The following is a 16,754-nucleotide window of genomic DNA, read 5'->3' on the forward strand; positions in this document are numbered from 1 at the left end:
GCCTTATCGGAAACGACCATGATTAGCGACTTCCTCGAAAAACTCTTTGGCTCCCGTGAGCCGGTTAGCCGTGACACAGCTAAGCAGCGCCTACGATTTGTTTTGGCCCATGACCGCTCGGATATTTCCCCCCAAAACTTAGAAAAGCTACGCCAAGAAATCTTGGAGGTCGTATCACGCTATGTCGAACTCGACCTTGATGGTCTGGAATTTTCCCTCGAATCTGATCAACGCATGACGGCGTTAATGGCAAATTTACCGATTCGCCGGGTCCGGTCTAATCCGTTAGAGCCTGATACGCCTGTTGAGGAAGCAACGGACTCCAAGCTTGAGCTCGAAGATGATGCCATAGAACTTGATGAGATCGTTGAGGAAGCATCACAAACAGCAGATATACCACTGGATTAGCCTATCGCCATTGGCGATTGTATTCATAGATTGCAATTGCACCCGCCGTTTGCACATTGAGCGACTCCACACGACCATATTGCATAATCGTGATCGCTACGTCACACAGGGCCAAGATTTCTGGAGGAATACCAGTCAATTCTCGCCCCAGCAGCAAAATAGTCTTCGTCGAAAATACATAACTGCTTAGGGGCTGAGTGTTCCCACGCACAGTCAAGGCGACACAGGTATAGTCCCGCTGTTGAGCCAACCACTGGGGCAAATACTCAGGCGTACAATACTCTAACCGTTGCCACTGCTGAGCCGATGCAGTAATCTTCCGAAACTCCCAAGAATCATTGGGTCTAGGCAGAACCAATCGATTGACCCCCAGGACCTCACAGGTACGACAGAGCGCAGCTTGGTTGACAGATTTCTCCACCAAGGACGCACAAACTGTCAGAGGTAGTCTGAGGCTCATGACTCACGGCCTTATACAAGGACTCTGGCACCATAAAACGCTCTAATCTGGAACCAGTTCCACATTCAATTCATTGACTGGACGACGACGCAGTTCCTGGGACTCTTCGCGAGGCAAAAGATCAAAGACCTCTCGGAAGACATCGTCGATCTCCTCGTAGCTGACAGCTCCAGTACGATCGAAACGAACGTTGCCACTCCCATCAAACACTAGCGTTTGCGGTACCGAGCCCTTGAAATAGTAACCGGGTTCGTTAGGGGTAAAGTCATCTTTCAAGGGAACAGCATCAGCCATCACCGGCACAAAATTGGCAGCCCGACCATAGGGAGCCTGAAGCTGAGAGATGACAAACGAGTATTCTTTGCAGTCACTACTATCATCAACATAGAAAAAGAGTAGTGTTGGCTTTTTTTGCTTGAGAGACTGAGCCAGGTTCACCCGTGGCGGCACGATGGCTCCGTTGCCAGCATAAAGGGCAAAGATGTTGCCATCGTATTTATCGTCGTTGAGAGCAGCCCAGGCAGCATTTGGGAAACAGACTGTGGGAATCAAGAAAGTTGCGATCGCAACCCCAACCATCAGCCAACGGCATATCAATCGATTTATTGTTCGATGTCTCTTTAACGGCCCGAACCCAAAACTGCCCATGCTGCCCATTTAATTGTGGCTCACAATAATTACGCCAATACCATTACGCCACAGAACGGCCCTGATCTCCCACTAGGTCCCCCGAAAACTCTGGATGACGGTTTGCAATTCCTCTTTGGCAGCACCGTACTTTTCAACCGTCGTCCAACCCACCACCTGGTAATAGTTCTCATTGCCCTCCACGGTTGTGTGCAGATAAACAATTGGCAAGTTGTCCACACGACCACGAACCTCGTACTGCAAAGCGTTGAGGCCATTGAGAGACGTCATCGTTGTCGGCACTTCAGCCTGCTCCTGAGTCAACCCTCGATCCAAAAAGCTCAAATATTGATCTGAATTGTTCGCCAAGCTGAACGTCCCCACTTCGGACCGTTTGGGATCGGATAAAACCATCACATACATGGTTCTATCCTCGTGCGCAACATACAGATCAGCATCAGGGCGCAGGTTTTGCACATCTACCCAGCCGTTGGGTAGCGTCAGTTCCACATCGCTATTTTCATTGGTCAAGCGAGTTTGGCCATTGTTCAAATTTTGAACAGAAATAGCATTAATCACATCCTTGGTACGTTCACCAAAGCGATCGCAAGCCCCCAGCAATAAACAGGCTGAGACAGCGACTAATAACCATTTTTTCCAAGGACCCATCATTCCCTGACGCTTAAACGTAAAAACCATTGACTTATCCTGGTTTCAAAGCAATTGCTGGCATTCTATAGTGTTAGTCCCATTCTTAGAACAGAGATGTCTTATCAAATCGACTCTCATCCAAATAAGGGGAAGCAAAATCTTCCAAAACAGCATGGGCATTAACCATGGGCCTTATTCTTTAACGAACTGGCCTGACACCAAGTAGCCAAAGGATAAACCACATCTCTATCAACACTGAACTTCATCCAAAAAAATCTACGATTCTAGATTGGAATACTAGTCAATTACTCCTTTTCTCAGACCGCAAGGTTATCGCTTTGACCTATGCTGGACTATGGAAATTTCTTCATAAACATTAGAGGCCATGCTCAGAGCTGGAATCGTTGGGCTCCCCAATGTAGGCAAATCCACACTTTTTAACGCGCTGGTCGAAAATGCTAAAGCCCAAGCAGCAAACTTTCCGTTCTGCACAATTGAACCTAATGTTGGCGTGGTTGCAGTGCCTGACTCCCGCCTGAGCATTCTGGCCGAAATTTCCCAATCCGATGACATCGTGCCTGCCCGAGTTGAATTTGTCGATATCGCTGGCTTGGTGAAAGGCGCTAGCAAAGGAGAAGGTCTGGGCAATCAATTTTTGGCTAACATTCGTGAAGTCGATGCCATTGTTCATGTCGTCCGCTGCTTTGAAAACGACGATATTATCCATGTTGATGGCTCTATCGACCCCCTACGGGACGCCGAAATTATTAATCTAGAACTGGCACTGGCCGATCTAGACCAAATTGAACGCCGCATGGAGCGGGTGCGTAAACAGGCACGGCGAGATCCTGAAGCTCAGGCAGAACTAGCCGTCCTTGAAAAAATTCAGCCCGTGCTGGCAGAAGGTAAATCAGCCCGCATCGTTCAGCTAGAAGATGAAGAAGAACTCCTAATTAAATCCTTGGGTTTTCTCACTCGCAAACCCATCATTTACGCAGCTAACGTCTCTGAAGACGAGTTGGCCGAAGGCAATGCCTGGGTGGAGCAAGTCAAAACCTTAGCAACAGCAGAAGACGCTCAGGTAGTCACGATTTCAGCCCAGGTTGAAGCAGAGCTCCTAGAACTCCCCGCAGATGAGCGTACTGATTTTTTAGAAGCCCTTGGTGTCCAGGAAGGGGGCCTCAAGTCGCTAATTCGTGCCACTTATGACCTGCTGGGTTTACGCACATACTTCACCACGGGTCCCAAGGAAACTCGCGCCTGGACCATCATTGCAGGTATGTCAGCACCTCAAGCGGCAGGCGTCATTCACACAGACTTTGAACGCGGCTTTATCCGAGCAGAAACCATTACCTATGAGGACTTGGTGGAATATGGCTCCCTGAACGCGGCGAAAGAAAAAGGCTTAGTTCGTAGTGAAGGCAAAGACTATACCGTGCAAGAAGGTGATGTGATGCTCTTTAGATTCAACGTCTAGTCAACATGCAGACGAACAATCCAATCCCCTCAAGCCTCCACCTCAAACGGCCCTGCTTATTGGTAGCCGATCTAGAACGCTCATTAACCTTATATCGTGACTGCTTGGGCTTTAAGCTCGACTATGTCGGCAACGCCGATCCTGACTCCTACCTATATCCAGTCTTTCAGCTACCGGCGGCAGCGCAGCTGCGTTTCGCAGCCCTCAGCACCCAAGAGGAACCCCGCGCCCTCGCCCTAACTGAGGTCAAAGGAAGCCCTTTGCCACCTCCACCCAAACCTCATCGCGGCGCAACAGTTATTCGAGTCCCCTCGCTAGCATCTGTCCTACCACAGCTAGCGACATTAGGCCTGTGCCCGATCACAGCCAGCTCATTTTCCACTCCACCTAATCTCACCTTTACAGAACAGGCTGTTTGCGACTTTGATGGTCACCTGATCGTGCTTTACGAAGTGCAACGGTCCTCTACATCCTAAATCTCTTAGTACTGGCCGCGATCCTCCCGGTTCCAACACAAAAATCTACGAGTAGAGACTATCCATCCACGGCAGATCCTATTAGAATCGGTCCAACGCCTTGCACGCTGGCATCAGATGCTGTGATTAATCGGTTTCTCAAATATCCATTCACCATTCCCTCATGGGCAACCCTTTCACTGATGATGAATGGGGTTCTATTCATCGCACTCTTGGTCGTATGGCAAGAAAAATCGGATGGTGGTGATCCAACGGTCCTCCCCCAAGCCAATGCAGCCTATGCCACAAACCCTGAAGCAGCTGATCTCAACCCAAAATTCCCAACAGTGGGAACCCGGCAGCGATTAAATTATCAGCAATGGGTCACCTTACTGGGCCAAGAAATAGCGACCATGGCCGCTAAAAATCCAGATCATTTGACCATTCTGCTAGGAGATTCCCTGAGTTTATGGTTTCCTGCCGAACTCTTGCCAGGTCAACGGGTGTGGATGAATCAAGGCATCTCTGGAGAAAAAACCCATAGCCTTCTGACCAGGCTGCATCTGCTCGATGTGGCCGATGTAGACACGATATTTTTAATGATCGGCATTAATGACTTGATCTGGGGCCAAAGCGATCAACAGGTGTTGGCCAACTATCGTGAAATTATGGATTACCTAGTGACGCAGCATCCCAATACACAAGTGGTGGTCCAGTCAATTTTGCCCCATGGTGCAGAAACATCCAATTGGGAAAGCCGTGAGCTGTTGCTCAATCTACCGAACGAGCGCATCCGGGCGATGAATCAATCCTTACAGGAAATCGCACAAGAGTACGATGCTCATTATCTGGAACTATACCCAATTTTTTCCAATGGTGAAGGAAAGCTGCGTCCAGACTTAACCACCGATGGCCTCCATCTTAATCGGGAGGGTTACCTGGTCTGGCGGGCTGCGATCTCACTCTACAGTCAACTAGAGTTGCCATAGAAAAGAGTAATGGCCGCTGGCCAATCCACTGGCCATCTTCGGTACACTAGGTATATCCTCTGCCTTAGGCCTCTTTAATAAAACCAATGGATACCAGAGCATTTCGCCGTAGCCTCAATCAGTCTGACCACTACTACCGCAATCAGGGCTTTGGCGAAAAAGAACAGGTCGCAGCTCAGATGAGTGATGAATATCAAAGCGACCTGATTCAAACCATTCGTGATCAAGGATCTTCATACACCCAGGGTGATGTAACGATTAAGCTCGCCAAGGACTTTGGTTTTTGCTGGGGTGTGGAACGTGCCATTGCTATGGCCTATGAAGCAAGGCAGCATTTTCCTAACCAGCGGATTTGGATCACCAATGAAATTATTCATAACCCAGGTGTAAACCAGCGGCTCCAGGAAATGAACGTGCAGTTTATCCAGGTTATGAATGGCATCAAGGACTTTTCTGTCGTCGAGCAGGGAGATGTCGTGATTTTGCCTGCCTTTGGTGCCAGTGTTGAAGAGATGAAACTGCTCACTGACAAAGGCTGCACCATTGTTGATACCACCTGTCCTTGGGTATCCAAGGTATGGACCACCGTAGAAAAGCACAAGAAAAAAGACTTTACCTCCATCATCCACGGTAAGTCCAAACATGAAGAGACCGTTGCCACCAAATCCTTTGCAGACAAGTATCTGGTGGTCCTCAATTTAGACGAAGCAAGGTATGTTGCTGACTACATTCTGAACGGTGGCGATTCTCCAGAAGAGAGGCTACGCAAACGCAACGAGTTTCTGACCAAGTTTAGCAACGCATCTTCCGCAGGCTTTGATCCTGATAAAGACCTGGAAGCAGTTGGTATTGCTAATCAAACCACCATGCTCAAAGGTGAAACAGAGCAAATTGGGAAGCTGCTAGAGCGAACCATGCTAAAAAAATATGGCCCCCAAGACGTTAATGAGCATTTTTCCAGCTTTAACACCATCTGCGATGCTACCCAGGAACGGCAAGATGCCATGTTTGAACTAGTCGATATGAACATGGATCTCATGGTCGTCATCGGCGGATTTAACTCCTCCAACACCACCCACCTACAAGAAATCGCCATTGAACGAGGTATCCCGTCCTATCACATCGACGGACCTCAACGTCTAGGACCTAACAATCAGATCGAGCATAAACCGTTACATGCAGATATCACTGTCTCCACCAACTGGCTACCAACCGGCAAAATTGTGATCGGCATCACCTCAGGGGCCTCAACACCTGATAAATCCGTGGCTCAAGTAATTCAGCGCATCTTTCAACTCAAACAAGCATTACTAACACCTGCAGCTGTCTAATAGTGAATAAGACAACCATAGGTAGCAGTATGTGTCCTTAGTGGCGACGGACAAGATTTTTCTCTTAAATAGTAGGATGGAGGAAAAAATTTGACGTTTGCCTGAATCCTAACGATATAGGCAAATGTTTCTGCTTTTTAATATTTGACGTTTTTGAATTCCTCGCTCTTAACAGCCAACAGTCAGCAGATAGATGCTATCTGTAGAGCAATGGGCTAACGGTCCAGATGCTGCCTAACCAGAGACACAGCTTGTGACATTGCGTCGTCAGCATCGGTTGTCTGGTTAATTAATGACTTTGACGCTGCTTCAGTAGAGCTACGGGTGCCATTCAATCCGAAAATCATTGATTCTTTAGTAGGTAGACTTAGCTGACAATATTAAGTTCCTGATTGAGTTCCTGGTGAATATGGCTCGCACAGATATCCAGAACGCCCAGCATATTTTGTACGACTTCTTTCTATACAGTGTTCAAACCGAGCCTGTAGATGTCGTCTTGTCTACATTCCGTCGTTTATTTGTGGATTACACCGAATCATCCACCGAGTCAGAACTTCCAGTTGCTCTTTATTCCATCGTTATTGCCAATAGCGAGCAGCAATTCCTCTTCACACTAAAACGTGTTTGCTACATATTGATCAATAACTGGGGCATTCAACGTCGGCCTGAAGCCATCAAATCCCTTATCAAAATGTTTGATAAGCAGATTTTGATGAGACCAGGGGTTTCAGTTATTCTCAAGCGCTTGCGCGGTTGGATGCAGGACTTTATTAAAAGCTCTGACTTTCAAGACCTAAAGCTATTTGCCGCTCGCTATGAGCAACAAGAGCATTGGAGCAGTCGCTATACGTCCTACCTATTAACGCCTCAATATCTCAATCTAAATAATCCCTTAGAGCAGCGTGAAGCAGCTCGGAGCTTATCATCACAGCTTAAATCTAAATTTCGATTTGATTTGGCTATGTACACGGCCAAATCACAGATGGAAGTTCCTGCAACCACCGTTGATAACCCAACGGTACTAGGAGAAGCCGCAATTAATTTAATCAAAATGCTATTGCTGCAGCCTGGCAGGTTTGGCTACGAAAATCTGGCAAATTTGCTGCGCAAGCAATGCGATCAACTTAACTATTGGGACTTTAAGCGAGCGCTCTTACATTACTTGGTCTATGCCTTACCCAATAGCCCGATCACCCATACTCTCAAAGACAAACTACCTAACTCAGTGCTGAGGCTGTATAACAATCACAACCCCGAGCTGATTACAGAAGCCTTAATTTTGAGAACTTGCAAACGGGTCGTTGATTGCTTTACCTCCGAAGATGGAGAGGAGCCTTCAATCTTGTTCAGTATGTTTCTAGCCCAGGGGAACCCACTTGTACTAGTAATTCTGTTACTCAAAATTGCGCTGTTTTGCCCCCATGTTCAGTCTCATCTAGAGCTACGTATCGCTAGCTTAATTCGCTACTATGAGGCCTATTCAGAGGAGGACTGTCGCTGGGTCATTAACTTCTTCGAAGTGTTTCGTATCACGTTCGCCGTCTATGCCAGCGGCACACTCTATAACCTAGTCCAGGTTTCTACTGAAGCACCAACCGCTTCACCCCTCAGTACTTACCGAATTTTCTCACAACTACGCGACCATCACTTAGAGGAAATGGCGGCTAATTTTCGCAGTCAAGTCCGGCAAGAGAAACCTATACGAGTGGCGCAAGTATCCTCAGAAATTGCAACGATCTCACCTAATATGCCAGAAGCAATCGCGAGTTAGTAGAGGCCCTAATCGTGCTGCCGGGCAAATTGATAAGCTCCGATGATGGAAAGAGCGATCGCAACCACCAAAAGTACCGGAATTGAATACCAGGGAAACTGCCCCAAGGGCTGATAGGCCGCAGCACGCAAACCAACCGTTGTATAGGTCAAAGGCAATAAATAGACAATTCCCTTAAGTAACGCTGGTAATGTAGCAGGGTCAAAAAATGTTGCCCCTAAAAACGACATCGGTACAATCAAAAAATTATTAAACAGTCCTACGCTTTCCAGAGATTTAACGTTTAACCCAACGATTACCCCTAGCCCAGCAAATACAGCACAATTCAGCACTAACAATAGCAAAAAGAGCGGATTGAGAAAGCTCCACACATCACGGGTAAACAGCACCGCCACTAAAATAACTGACCCAGCTGTCAACAACCCCCGCACTATGCCTGCCAGCATCTTGCCTAAGTGCATGGCCAATGGATGAATAGGAAACAGCAGCATCTCCTCAAAATTTTTGGTAAATAACCGCTCTCCACAGATAGAGAATGTCGTACCACCAAAACTAATCACCATGGATGACAGAGCCACCATCCCCGGCAAAATAAACTCCAGATAGCTATCCCCAACGGGTGGCGGCGCAACCCGATCCAAAGAACTTCCCAAACCCAAACCAAAGGCCAGAATATAAATCAATGGCGAAACCAATCCCGACGCTGCCACTTGGGGAATCCGCGCCCGCAAATCTAACCAGTCCCCCCAAAAAATGGTCAAACTGTCTGCCAAGAGTGTCTGCAGCGTACGGACTCTTAAAATTTTCACAGCGGGTTAAAAAACTAAAATATTAAATCTATCTTTATTATCAATGGCAATGACCCTGTTTGCGATGACTGATTGATAGTCCAATACACACTAGGCCCACAGTCGTCCTAACCTGGCTACACTATGGCGTTAGTTTGCCATCAATGTTGGCCCAATTGCCCTCAGACCAATCGCCTGTCATCCCTATGAATAGAGTCCTGACAAGGATTTGGAAAAATTAATGCTTGACTCAAAAATTTGATCTGAAGAACTATTACACTTCCTCACAAACAATGTAAACATCGTCATCCTCAGTGATAGGTTTTTAAACGATAAGGTTGAGAGATAATATTATTCATGTCTGAAGAAATTACTGGCAAAACTCCGATCTTTGGTGGCAGCACTGGTGGTCTGCTATCCGCTGCTGAAAGGGAAGAAAAGTACGTCATCACTTGGAGCAGTTCAAAGGAGCAGGCCTTTGAGATGCCCACGGGTGGTGCAGCTATTATGAATTCCGGCGAGAATATGCTTTACCTTGCTCGTAAAGAGCAGTGCTTAGCTCTCAGCCGCCAGCTCAAGACCAAGTTTAAGCCCAGAATCACTAACTATAAAATCTACCGCGTCCTACCTTCTGGCGAAACTACTTATCTACACCCAGCTGATGGTGTAGTGCCTGAAAAAGTGAACGAAGGTCGTGACTACAACGGTAAGAAGGATCGCAGCATTGGTCAAAATTGTAATCCTGCAACGATTAAGTTCAGTGGCAATAAGCCCTATGACGTTTAGAGTCCTTAACTAACTCACTGTTTAGTGCAGTGCATTAGTTAAAGATAATCACTCATGATTCCGAAGAGGCAGTCCAGAGGCTGCCTCTTTTTTATGACAATCTCTTCGGCATCATTTAGCTTGCCAAGGGTTAAACCCCTAAGGCAGGCTTAGTAAACCTCATCCACACAAAACTGGCTGCTTTCCGTAGAGGAACCCCTAGGTTGTTGCTGGGATGTAGTCTAGCCTACCGTCTAAACGTTTCATGATTTATCCAGACCTAGATACATTTAAGACCCTGGCAAAACAAGGTAACTTTATCCCGATATACCAAGAGTGGGTGGCCGATCTGGATACTCCTGTTTCAGCCTGGTGCAAAGTATGTGCGGGCCAACCTTACAGTTTCTTACTGGAGTCAATCGAGGGGGGTGAAAATCTTGGCCGCTACAGTCTCTTAGGGTGTGATCCTCTATGGACACTTGAAGCGAGAGGTAATACTACTACTCAGCAATTTCGCAATGGTACTAAACAGGTTTTTACAGGCAATCCTTTTGACATCTTGGCCGACTGTCTTGCCCCCTATCAGCCAGTCCAATTAACAGCTTTACCGCCTGGTATTGGTGGTCTATTTGGCTTTTGGGGCTATGAGCTGATTACATGGATTGAGCCGACAGTCACGACCCATGCTGCTAAAGCCAACGATCTGCCTGATGGTTTTTGGATGCAGGTGGACAGCCTGTTGATTTTTGACCAGGTGAAGCGAAAAATTTGGGCTATCAGTTATGCAGATCTCAGAGAGCCTGACGTGAAGCTGGAGGCAGCTTATCAGGCAAGTTGCGATCGCATCACCAACCTCGTCAATAAACTCAACCTACCTCTAGCCAGTCAGACCAACCGTCTCGCCTGGACTCCCCCTGGCAATAATCAAACAGCAGAGCTCACCTACACCAGCAACCGTAGCAAAGACGAATTTTGTCAGAGTGTAGAAACCGCCAAAGCCCACATCAAAGCCGGTGATATCTTTCAAGTCGTCATCTCTCAGCGGCTCACCACGGACTACAGTGGTCATCCCTTTGACTTATATCGCTCCTTACGGCTCGTCAATCCATCTCCGTACATGGCCTACTTCAACTTCCAAGACTGGCAGATCATCGGCTCCAGTCCTGAAGTGATGGTCAAAGCCACCCACGATGGAGACGATGACACCCTGACAGCTGTCCTACGTCCCATTGCTGGCACCCGCCCCCGTGGCAAAACAGCGGCTGAAGATAATTCCTATGCCGCAGACCTACTGGCAGACCCCAAAGAAATTGCTGAGCATGTCATGCTGGTGGACTTAGGTCGTAATGATCTAGGGCGTGTGTGTACCAGCGGTACCGTCAGCGTTGATGAGCTGATGATCATCGAACGCTATTCCCACGTTATGCACATCGTGAGCAATGTGATTGGTCAATTGGCTCCTGGTAAAACTGCATGGGATTTACTCAAAGCTTGCTTCCCAGCAGGAACCGTCAGCGGTGCACCCAAAATCCGGGCTATGCAGATAATTAATGACCTAGAACCCTGCCGCCGTGGACCCTATTCCGGCGTCTACGGCTACTACGATTTCGAGGGCCAGCTCAACAGCGCCATTACAATCCGCACCATGGTGGTAGAAAGTAAAAACGATGGATCTCACCAAATTAGCGTCCAAGCTGGAGCGGGTTTAGTAGCCGATTCAGTCCCCGAAAACGAGTACCAGGAAACTCTCAATAAAGCCCGAGCCATGCTAGAAGCCGTCAGATGCTTAAAGCAGTAGCCAATTGCATTGAAAATTAGCAGCCAGTCAACCTGACTTTCTCAAAATAATGGCCTATAAGCCTTAGAAAGACTTACAGGCCATTATTTTAATGCGACCGATATGGCGCTCAACAGACACTACTGCCAGTCAAACTCTCACGCACTAGCGATATCTGCACCGTCTGCACTCATGGCTGATTCACCTTTGACCACTTTATAGATCATCATAAGTGCCATCACTAGGGGAGGCGTCACCACAATCCCGAGTAAATTAGAAATGACAACACCAAAAGGTAAGACAGCCCCTAGGATGGCACTGGCAATCAGCAAAGGCACCACAAAAGCTAACGAAACAACAAGCATAGTCCAGAAAATTGACCACCAGCGTCCCCTAGTTAACTCCCAGCTTGCTGATAGCGCTTCTGTCGGGGACTTATGCCCTAGAACCACTTCATATTGCGTAGCAAATAGACGCACAGAAAGATACAGCCCTGGTATTACCAAAAGCATTAAAGCTGGGATCAAAATAATCAACAGCAGTAACATTGTCAGAATTAGTGGAACAGCCTTTCTCCAAGCCATAGCGACCGCTTCACCAAGATCAGTTTGCTGTCCAGTCAAACAGCGATTCACCAAAATAATCATGGCTCCACCCAAAATGGGGGCAACCAAAAATAAATAAACAACATTGATCAGTCCGGCCAGCATCGGGTTGGATACTAGCATGGTAATAAGCACCCCAGGCACAGCCAAAAGCGCAACAGGTAGAAAGATGGGACCTATTCGCTGCAGCGTATCCCGTAAGATTTCCCCTGGTTTGAGAGTACTGGTTGTCATAAAACCTCTCGATAGCTACTTAATGAACTCTCCGTCGCCTTTAAAGGTACCGTTTGCAACCGTTGCAGCTCGCTATGCCGTTTGAAAACGCAACAAAGCTCTGGCCAATATAGCCAAAGCTTTGTGGATCGATCTCACAAGTAACCGATGGTGGATTGGGTCTGAATTCGAAATCTTACGTCAGACTGAGTGTTGTCCTGCCTATAGTAAATGGAGGAATTTATCCTCCGTACCAAGGGCCTTAACCGCTTTTTTAATTTCCTGAGTGCGGTCTTTTTTCACAATCAGAGTGGCATTGCCATCACGCACAACGACTACATCTTCTAGACCAATGGTCACCACCACTTCCTCTTCATCAGAAGAATAGACAATGCAGCCATTGGTGTCATGGGCCTGATGCTGACACATATCCACATTGGCAGCGTCCCCCTTCATCAGACGCTCAATGGCATTCCAATCGCCCAAGTCATCCCAACCAAAATTGGCAGGCATGACATAGGCCTTTTGGGTTTTTTCCATCACCGCATAGTCAATGCTTAGTTTTTCTAGCTCAGCATAGGCATCCACCCCTTTGGCAAGCAGTGGCCCCATAAGTTCTGGAGCGTAGGTCTTGAGTTCGTCAATCATCACACCAGCGGGAAAGATAAACATGCCGCTGTTCCAGCTATAGCGACCACTCGCAAGAAATTCTTCAGCGACGCCGCGATCAGGCTTCTCGGTAAAGCGGCTAACACGATAGGCGGCCAGCTCCCCGTACTGGCCAGCATCATCGCCCTGCTCAATGTAACCGTAGCCAGTGGAGGGGAAAGTGGGCTGAATACCTAGGGTAGCAATGGCTGCCTGACTCTGGGCTAGATCAGCCGCCGCCTGAATGGTGGCACGAAACTTGGGTTCGTCAGTGATGTAGTGATCGGCAGGGAAGAAACATGCGATCGCATCATCCCCATGACGCTTAGCAACTTCCAATGTGGCCCAAGCCACAGCCGGTGCCGTATCCCGCCCTTGGGGCTCCACCAATATATTCTCCGCAGGCAGCTCTGGTAATTGCTGTTTAACACCATCCGCCAGATGAGATGCCGTAATCACCCAAATCGCATCCCAGCCCCCAGCCAAAGGCAACAATCGATCCGCCGTAGACTGCATCAAACTACGACCACTGCCATCGAGACACAAAAACTGCTTAGGATTTTTCAGACGACTCACTGGCCAAAAGCGCTCTCCCTTACCCCCAGCCAAGATAATTGGCACTAACTTTAGAGTTTGATCAATAGTTTGTGTCATTGCTTACTTAATAAAGTTAAATTACAGAGTTAAAATGCGTTGACCTTATAGAGTTCTGAATAATATTAGCGATTCAGCAAAACACACAGTACCCAAACAGCTTAATATTAGTTAACTTCTTACCTATGTGTAGAACGTATCAAATCCTCCCCGCGTGATTGCAAAGAGTGACTATCACTGCGCATCCCCCAACTTATAAGAACCCACTGCTTAGTAAGCCCCCTAAAAATGTCAAATCACGTTCTGACTACGAAGTAGTGAAAGCGTATGTTGACTATAGGGATCATCAAAAACTCTTGGCTCGACAGCACTATCCCTGACCGAGCTTTTTAATAAACCATCTATGCTTCCCTCGACCTCATCCCAGTCAGGCTCCATTGCTCCAATAGCTATGCCTAAGCAACGTTCATTCTTTGGCAAACTCATCAGAATATTTGCCTGGACTGGTATTTTTGGAACAACTGCTGTGGTTTCAGCAGCGGCAGGTGCTGCATTTATCCTGACAGTGCCTTTACCAAAAAGCTTGGGTGAGGCAACGGCTAATCCACCCCTGAGCGATCTCTGGAAATCGGGTTTCCGCTACCAGGTTTCTCGTCCCGTAACGCTTTTACTCATGGGATTGGATGAAGCTACTGATATTGAGGGAGCCACACCCAATGACTTAGTGGGTCGTACCGATACGATGCTTCTAACCCGGATCGACCCTGAAAGTGAGTCGATTAATGTCATGTCGATTCCCAGGGATACCCGTGTGGAAATCCCTGGCTACGGCATTGACAAAATCAATCAGGCCAATGTAGAAGGTGGAGCTGAGCTGGCAGCCCAAACCGTTAGCTATAACTTTAATCAGGTTGAAATTGATCGCTATGTGCGAGTTAGCACAGCGGCATTTCGAAAAATTGTTGATTTGATTGGTGGCGTTGAGGTATTTGTCCCCAAAGCCATGCAGTACGAGGACAAAACCCAAGGGCTGGTGATTGACCTAGAACCAGGCTGGCAAACTCTGAGCGGTGATGAAGCTGAACAGTTTGCACGTTTCCGTCAAGATGATCTGGGGGACATTGGCAGAGTACAGCGCCAGCAGGTTTTGCTCAAAGCTTTACGCGATCGCATGCTCAATCCTAAGGTGATCACGCAACTCCCTCAGATTGTCCGCATTCTTCAAGAGCACATTGACACTAACCTATCTACTGAAGAGATCTTGGCCCTAGCGGGCTTTGGGCTTCAGCTCGATAGAGAAGCCCTGAATATGGTGATGCTGCCAGGACGGTTTAGCGCCCCTCAAGAATATAGGGCAAGCTACTGGATTGCTGACACTAATAACACCAACGACGTTATGGAGCAATTTTTCCATACCGAACCTGCCGTCGCCGTGTTAGCCAATAACAGCCCTCGTCGCTCCATTAGCCGCATGCGGATAGCGGTGCAAAACGCTTCTAGGGATCCCTATATGGCCCAAGCTGTCGCTGAACATTTGCGCAACGAAGGCTTTCGCAATGTATATCTCATAGAAGACTGGCCTGATTTCAACCATCAAACATCTGTGATTGCACAGCGCGGAGACATTAACGGTGCTGGCTTTCTAGAAGCTGTTTTAGGGGCGGGCAAGGTAGTTGCTGATTCGACAGGCGACCTGGATTCGGATGTTACCATCCGCGTCGGCGACGACTGGACTGAACAAGTGATCCAATAACCTGCATCGTCTTCTATAGGCACTCATCAATCCTCTACATCAGAGCGCCCACAGTTTTCAATCTTGCGATCTATGCTGAGCTCAATCCTAATCACTGCCCTCCTGAGTGTTGCTTGGGTGCTCTTAGCCGCAACGCCTGCTCACTAAGGAAGGCTCGACAATATTTCAGGACCATCGTTTAGTTAAACGATGGTCAAACCAACGCCCGCATCAAAGGTTCCCACCCTAAAACATCGGACATCAGCGTACGATAGCCTAATACATTGGGATGCAAACCATCGCTACACAGGCGCTCATTGCACCAATTGGAGCCCTGAGCACTCCAACGTTGATATAGATCTAGATAGGGAATATGCCGTACTTCACAGGCATAGCGAGTCATTTGATTGTAATGAGCCTGGTCAGTGTTAGAAAAGTGCAGAATATCCGCATAGGGCATCGTCCCCTCATTTACAGGCACCATACCCACAAAGAAAGTGGGACATAGCTGAATCGCTTGATCAAGTAACCCATTCAACTCTCTGGTAAAGGTCACCTCATCGGTCATGGGGCGTCCCGTAGGTCGGCCCAGCCGGGCGCTGTCATTTAAGCCTACCGATAACACCAGCACATCCGGCACTTGACGACGCAGCTCACCACGCAGCTTAAATTCTCGCTCTAACCTGCCCGCCACGAGCTGGACACCATCACCACGTACTCCCAAGTTATAGATAATGGGTCCTGGCTGAGACGGATCCATCCACTGACGACGCAGCCGTTCAACCCAGCCACCACCTTCAGTATCACCATAGCCGTAGATCAGGCTATCACCTACCATGACAACTTTCTTAGGATGGGTCGCTTGAGAAGAACCGCTGGGAGAAGCGAAAGCACGATTTGCTAGGGCAGCCATAGAAACACTCAAACTTGAATTAATGGAATAACGAGATCAAGAGCACTAGCCCTATCGACTACGTCCATAAGCCTAGACTCCCGCAAGTTAACATTTTGTACCGCTTGTTTTCAAATCTTTACAGCTGCTATGTAAAACAAAACTCCTTTTTATAACAAAGCCCAGGGTGCGATCGCACCCTGGGCTTAAATCATTAACTATTCAAACGTCTCCGATACAGTCACTAACTCATCGCTGCGCTACTGCGACCATAGGCATGCTGCACATCATATCTAGGCTTGCCTTGAATACGGCTACCTGCACCAATGGCATCCATAGGCATGCCAACATCTGACGCAGCACGACTCAACAAAGAACGCTGTCGATTGGTAACGGAATGGCGATTACTAACGATTTGAAGTCTAGTGGATTCTTGAATAGACATACCTATGGACCTCCTAAAGAAGTAAATCAACGGCACCTTTGGAGTGCCAAGTGTGCTTTTCACTTTAATTATAAAGATAAATTCCGTATATTTTGATACTTTTCAGAGATTTAATTTGTAAATTTT

Annotated in this window: 16 protein-coding genes and 1 pseudogene; 9 read left to right on the forward strand and 8 right to left on the reverse strand. The window is 47.6% G+C overall.

Annotated features, from left to right (window positions below; translation table 11 throughout):
* Positions 1 to 18: 18 nt before the first annotated feature.
* Positions 19 to 276, forward strand: a pseudogene (gene minE, locus IXB50_RS02735) (cell division topological specificity factor MinE); the annotation flags it as partial.
* Between the two features lie 133 nt (positions 277 to 409).
* On the opposite strand, the gene IXB50_RS02740 reads toward minE, so the two are convergent.
* From IXB50_RS02740 to IXB50_RS02750, 3 genes are all read right to left on the reverse strand, one after another.
* Positions 410 to 868 (reverse strand): TrmH family RNA methyltransferase, encoded by a 459-nt coding sequence (locus tag IXB50_RS02740; protein WP_215607390.1) that lies wholly within the window; start codon positions 866 to 868, stop codon positions 410 to 412.
* A gap of 42 nt (positions 869 to 910) precedes the next feature.
* A complete protein-coding gene (locus IXB50_RS02745) occupies positions 911 to 1,447 on the reverse strand; it encodes a thylakoid membrane photosystem I accumulation factor (RefSeq protein ID WP_246564050.1) in 537 nt (178 codons plus the stop codon).
* A 141-nt stretch (positions 1,448 to 1,588) separates the two neighbouring features.
* Complete coding sequence (locus IXB50_RS02750; RefSeq protein ID WP_215607392.1) at positions 1,589 to 2,194, reverse strand: hypothetical protein; 606 nt, start codon at positions 2,192 to 2,194, stop codon at positions 1,589 to 1,591.
* A gap of 337 nt (positions 2,195 to 2,531) precedes the next feature.
* Between IXB50_RS02750 and ychF the strand changes: the two genes are divergently transcribed.
* From ychF to IXB50_RS02775, 5 genes are all read left to right on the forward strand, one after another.
* Entirely contained in the window at positions 2,532 to 3,623 is a 1,092-nt protein-coding gene (gene ychF / locus IXB50_RS02755) for a redox-regulated ATPase YchF (protein WP_215607393.1), read from the forward strand.
* Positions 3,624 to 3,628: 5 nt separating this feature from the next.
* Entirely contained in the window at positions 3,629 to 4,099 is a 471-nt protein-coding gene (locus tag IXB50_RS02760; RefSeq protein ID WP_215607394.1) for a VOC family protein, read from the forward strand.
* A 122-nt stretch (positions 4,100 to 4,221) separates the two neighbouring features.
* Positions 4,222 to 5,067, forward strand: a complete 846-nt coding sequence (locus IXB50_RS02765) for a GDSL-type esterase/lipase family protein (RefSeq protein ID WP_326520711.1) — start codon at positions 4,222 to 4,224, stop codon at positions 5,065 to 5,067.
* 86 nt (positions 5,068 to 5,153) lie between these two features.
* On the forward strand, positions 5,154 to 6,398 hold the full coding sequence (locus IXB50_RS02770; protein ID WP_215607395.1) for a 4-hydroxy-3-methylbut-2-enyl diphosphate reductase: 1,245 nt from the start codon (positions 5,154 to 5,156) through the stop codon (positions 6,396 to 6,398).
* Positions 6,399 to 6,807: 409 nt separating this feature from the next.
* The gene (locus tag IXB50_RS02775; protein WP_215607396.1) at positions 6,808 to 8,169 is read left to right on the forward strand and encodes a hypothetical protein; all 1,362 of its coding nucleotides are present in this window, start codon (positions 6,808 to 6,810) and stop codon (positions 8,167 to 8,169) included.
* Between the two features lie 8 nt (positions 8,170 to 8,177).
* Here IXB50_RS02775 and IXB50_RS02780 read toward each other — a convergent pair whose 3' ends face one another.
* Positions 8,178 to 8,978 carry an ABC transporter permease gene (locus IXB50_RS02780; protein WP_215607397.1) on the reverse strand — a complete coding sequence of 267 codons (801 nt, stop codon included), beginning with the start codon at positions 8,976 to 8,978 and terminating at the stop codon, positions 8,178 to 8,180.
* 336 nt (positions 8,979 to 9,314) lie between these two features.
* Between IXB50_RS02780 and psaD the strand changes: the two genes are divergently transcribed.
* On the forward strand, positions 9,315 to 9,743 hold the full coding sequence (gene psaD / locus IXB50_RS02785; protein ID WP_215607398.1) for a photosystem I reaction center subunit II PsaD: 429 nt from the start codon (positions 9,315 to 9,317) through the stop codon (positions 9,741 to 9,743).
* Positions 9,744 to 9,987: 244 nt separating this feature from the next.
* Entirely contained in the window at positions 9,988 to 11,520 is a 1,533-nt protein-coding gene (gene trpE / locus IXB50_RS02790) for an anthranilate synthase component I (RefSeq protein ID WP_215607399.1), read from the forward strand.
* Positions 11,521 to 11,657: 137 nt separating this feature from the next.
* On the opposite strand, the gene IXB50_RS02795 is transcribed toward trpE, so the two are convergent.
* Together IXB50_RS02795 and IXB50_RS02800 are read right to left on the reverse strand one after the other, a co-directional pair.
* The gene (locus IXB50_RS02795; protein WP_215607400.1) at positions 11,658 to 12,338 is read right to left on the reverse strand and encodes a glycerophosphoryl diester phosphodiesterase membrane domain-containing protein; all 681 of its coding nucleotides are present in this window, start codon (positions 12,336 to 12,338) and stop codon (positions 11,658 to 11,660) included.
* Between the two features lie 201 nt (positions 12,339 to 12,539).
* Positions 12,540 to 13,619, reverse strand: a complete 1,080-nt coding sequence (locus IXB50_RS02800; protein WP_215607401.1) for a mannose-1-phosphate guanylyltransferase — start codon at positions 13,617 to 13,619, stop codon at positions 12,540 to 12,542.
* Positions 13,620 to 14,010: 391 nt separating this feature from the next.
* On the opposite strand from IXB50_RS02800, the gene IXB50_RS02805 reads away from it, so the two are divergent.
* Entirely contained in the window at positions 14,011 to 15,312 is a 1,302-nt protein-coding gene (locus IXB50_RS02805; RefSeq protein WP_246564051.1) for an LCP family protein, read from the forward strand.
* 193 nt (positions 15,313 to 15,505) lie between these two features.
* Here IXB50_RS02805 and IXB50_RS02810 read toward each other — a convergent pair whose 3' ends face one another.
* Both IXB50_RS02810 and IXB50_RS02815 read right to left on the reverse strand, forming a co-directional pair.
* A complete protein-coding gene (locus tag IXB50_RS02810; protein WP_215607403.1) occupies positions 15,506 to 16,204 on the reverse strand; it encodes a GDSL-type esterase/lipase family protein in 699 nt (232 codons plus the stop codon).
* Between the two features lie 223 nt (positions 16,205 to 16,427).
* Positions 16,428 to 16,628: a hypothetical protein gene (locus IXB50_RS02815; RefSeq protein ID WP_215607404.1), complete on the reverse strand. Its 201-nt coding sequence runs from the start codon at positions 16,626 to 16,628 to the stop codon at positions 16,428 to 16,430.
* Positions 16,629 to 16,754: the final 126 nt, after the last annotated feature.

This window comes from Leptothoe spongobia TAU-MAC 1115, assembly GCF_018739885.1.
Classification (GTDB): Bacteria; Cyanobacteriota; Cyanobacteriia; order Phormidesmidales; family Phormidesmidaceae; genus Leptothoe; species Leptothoe spongobia.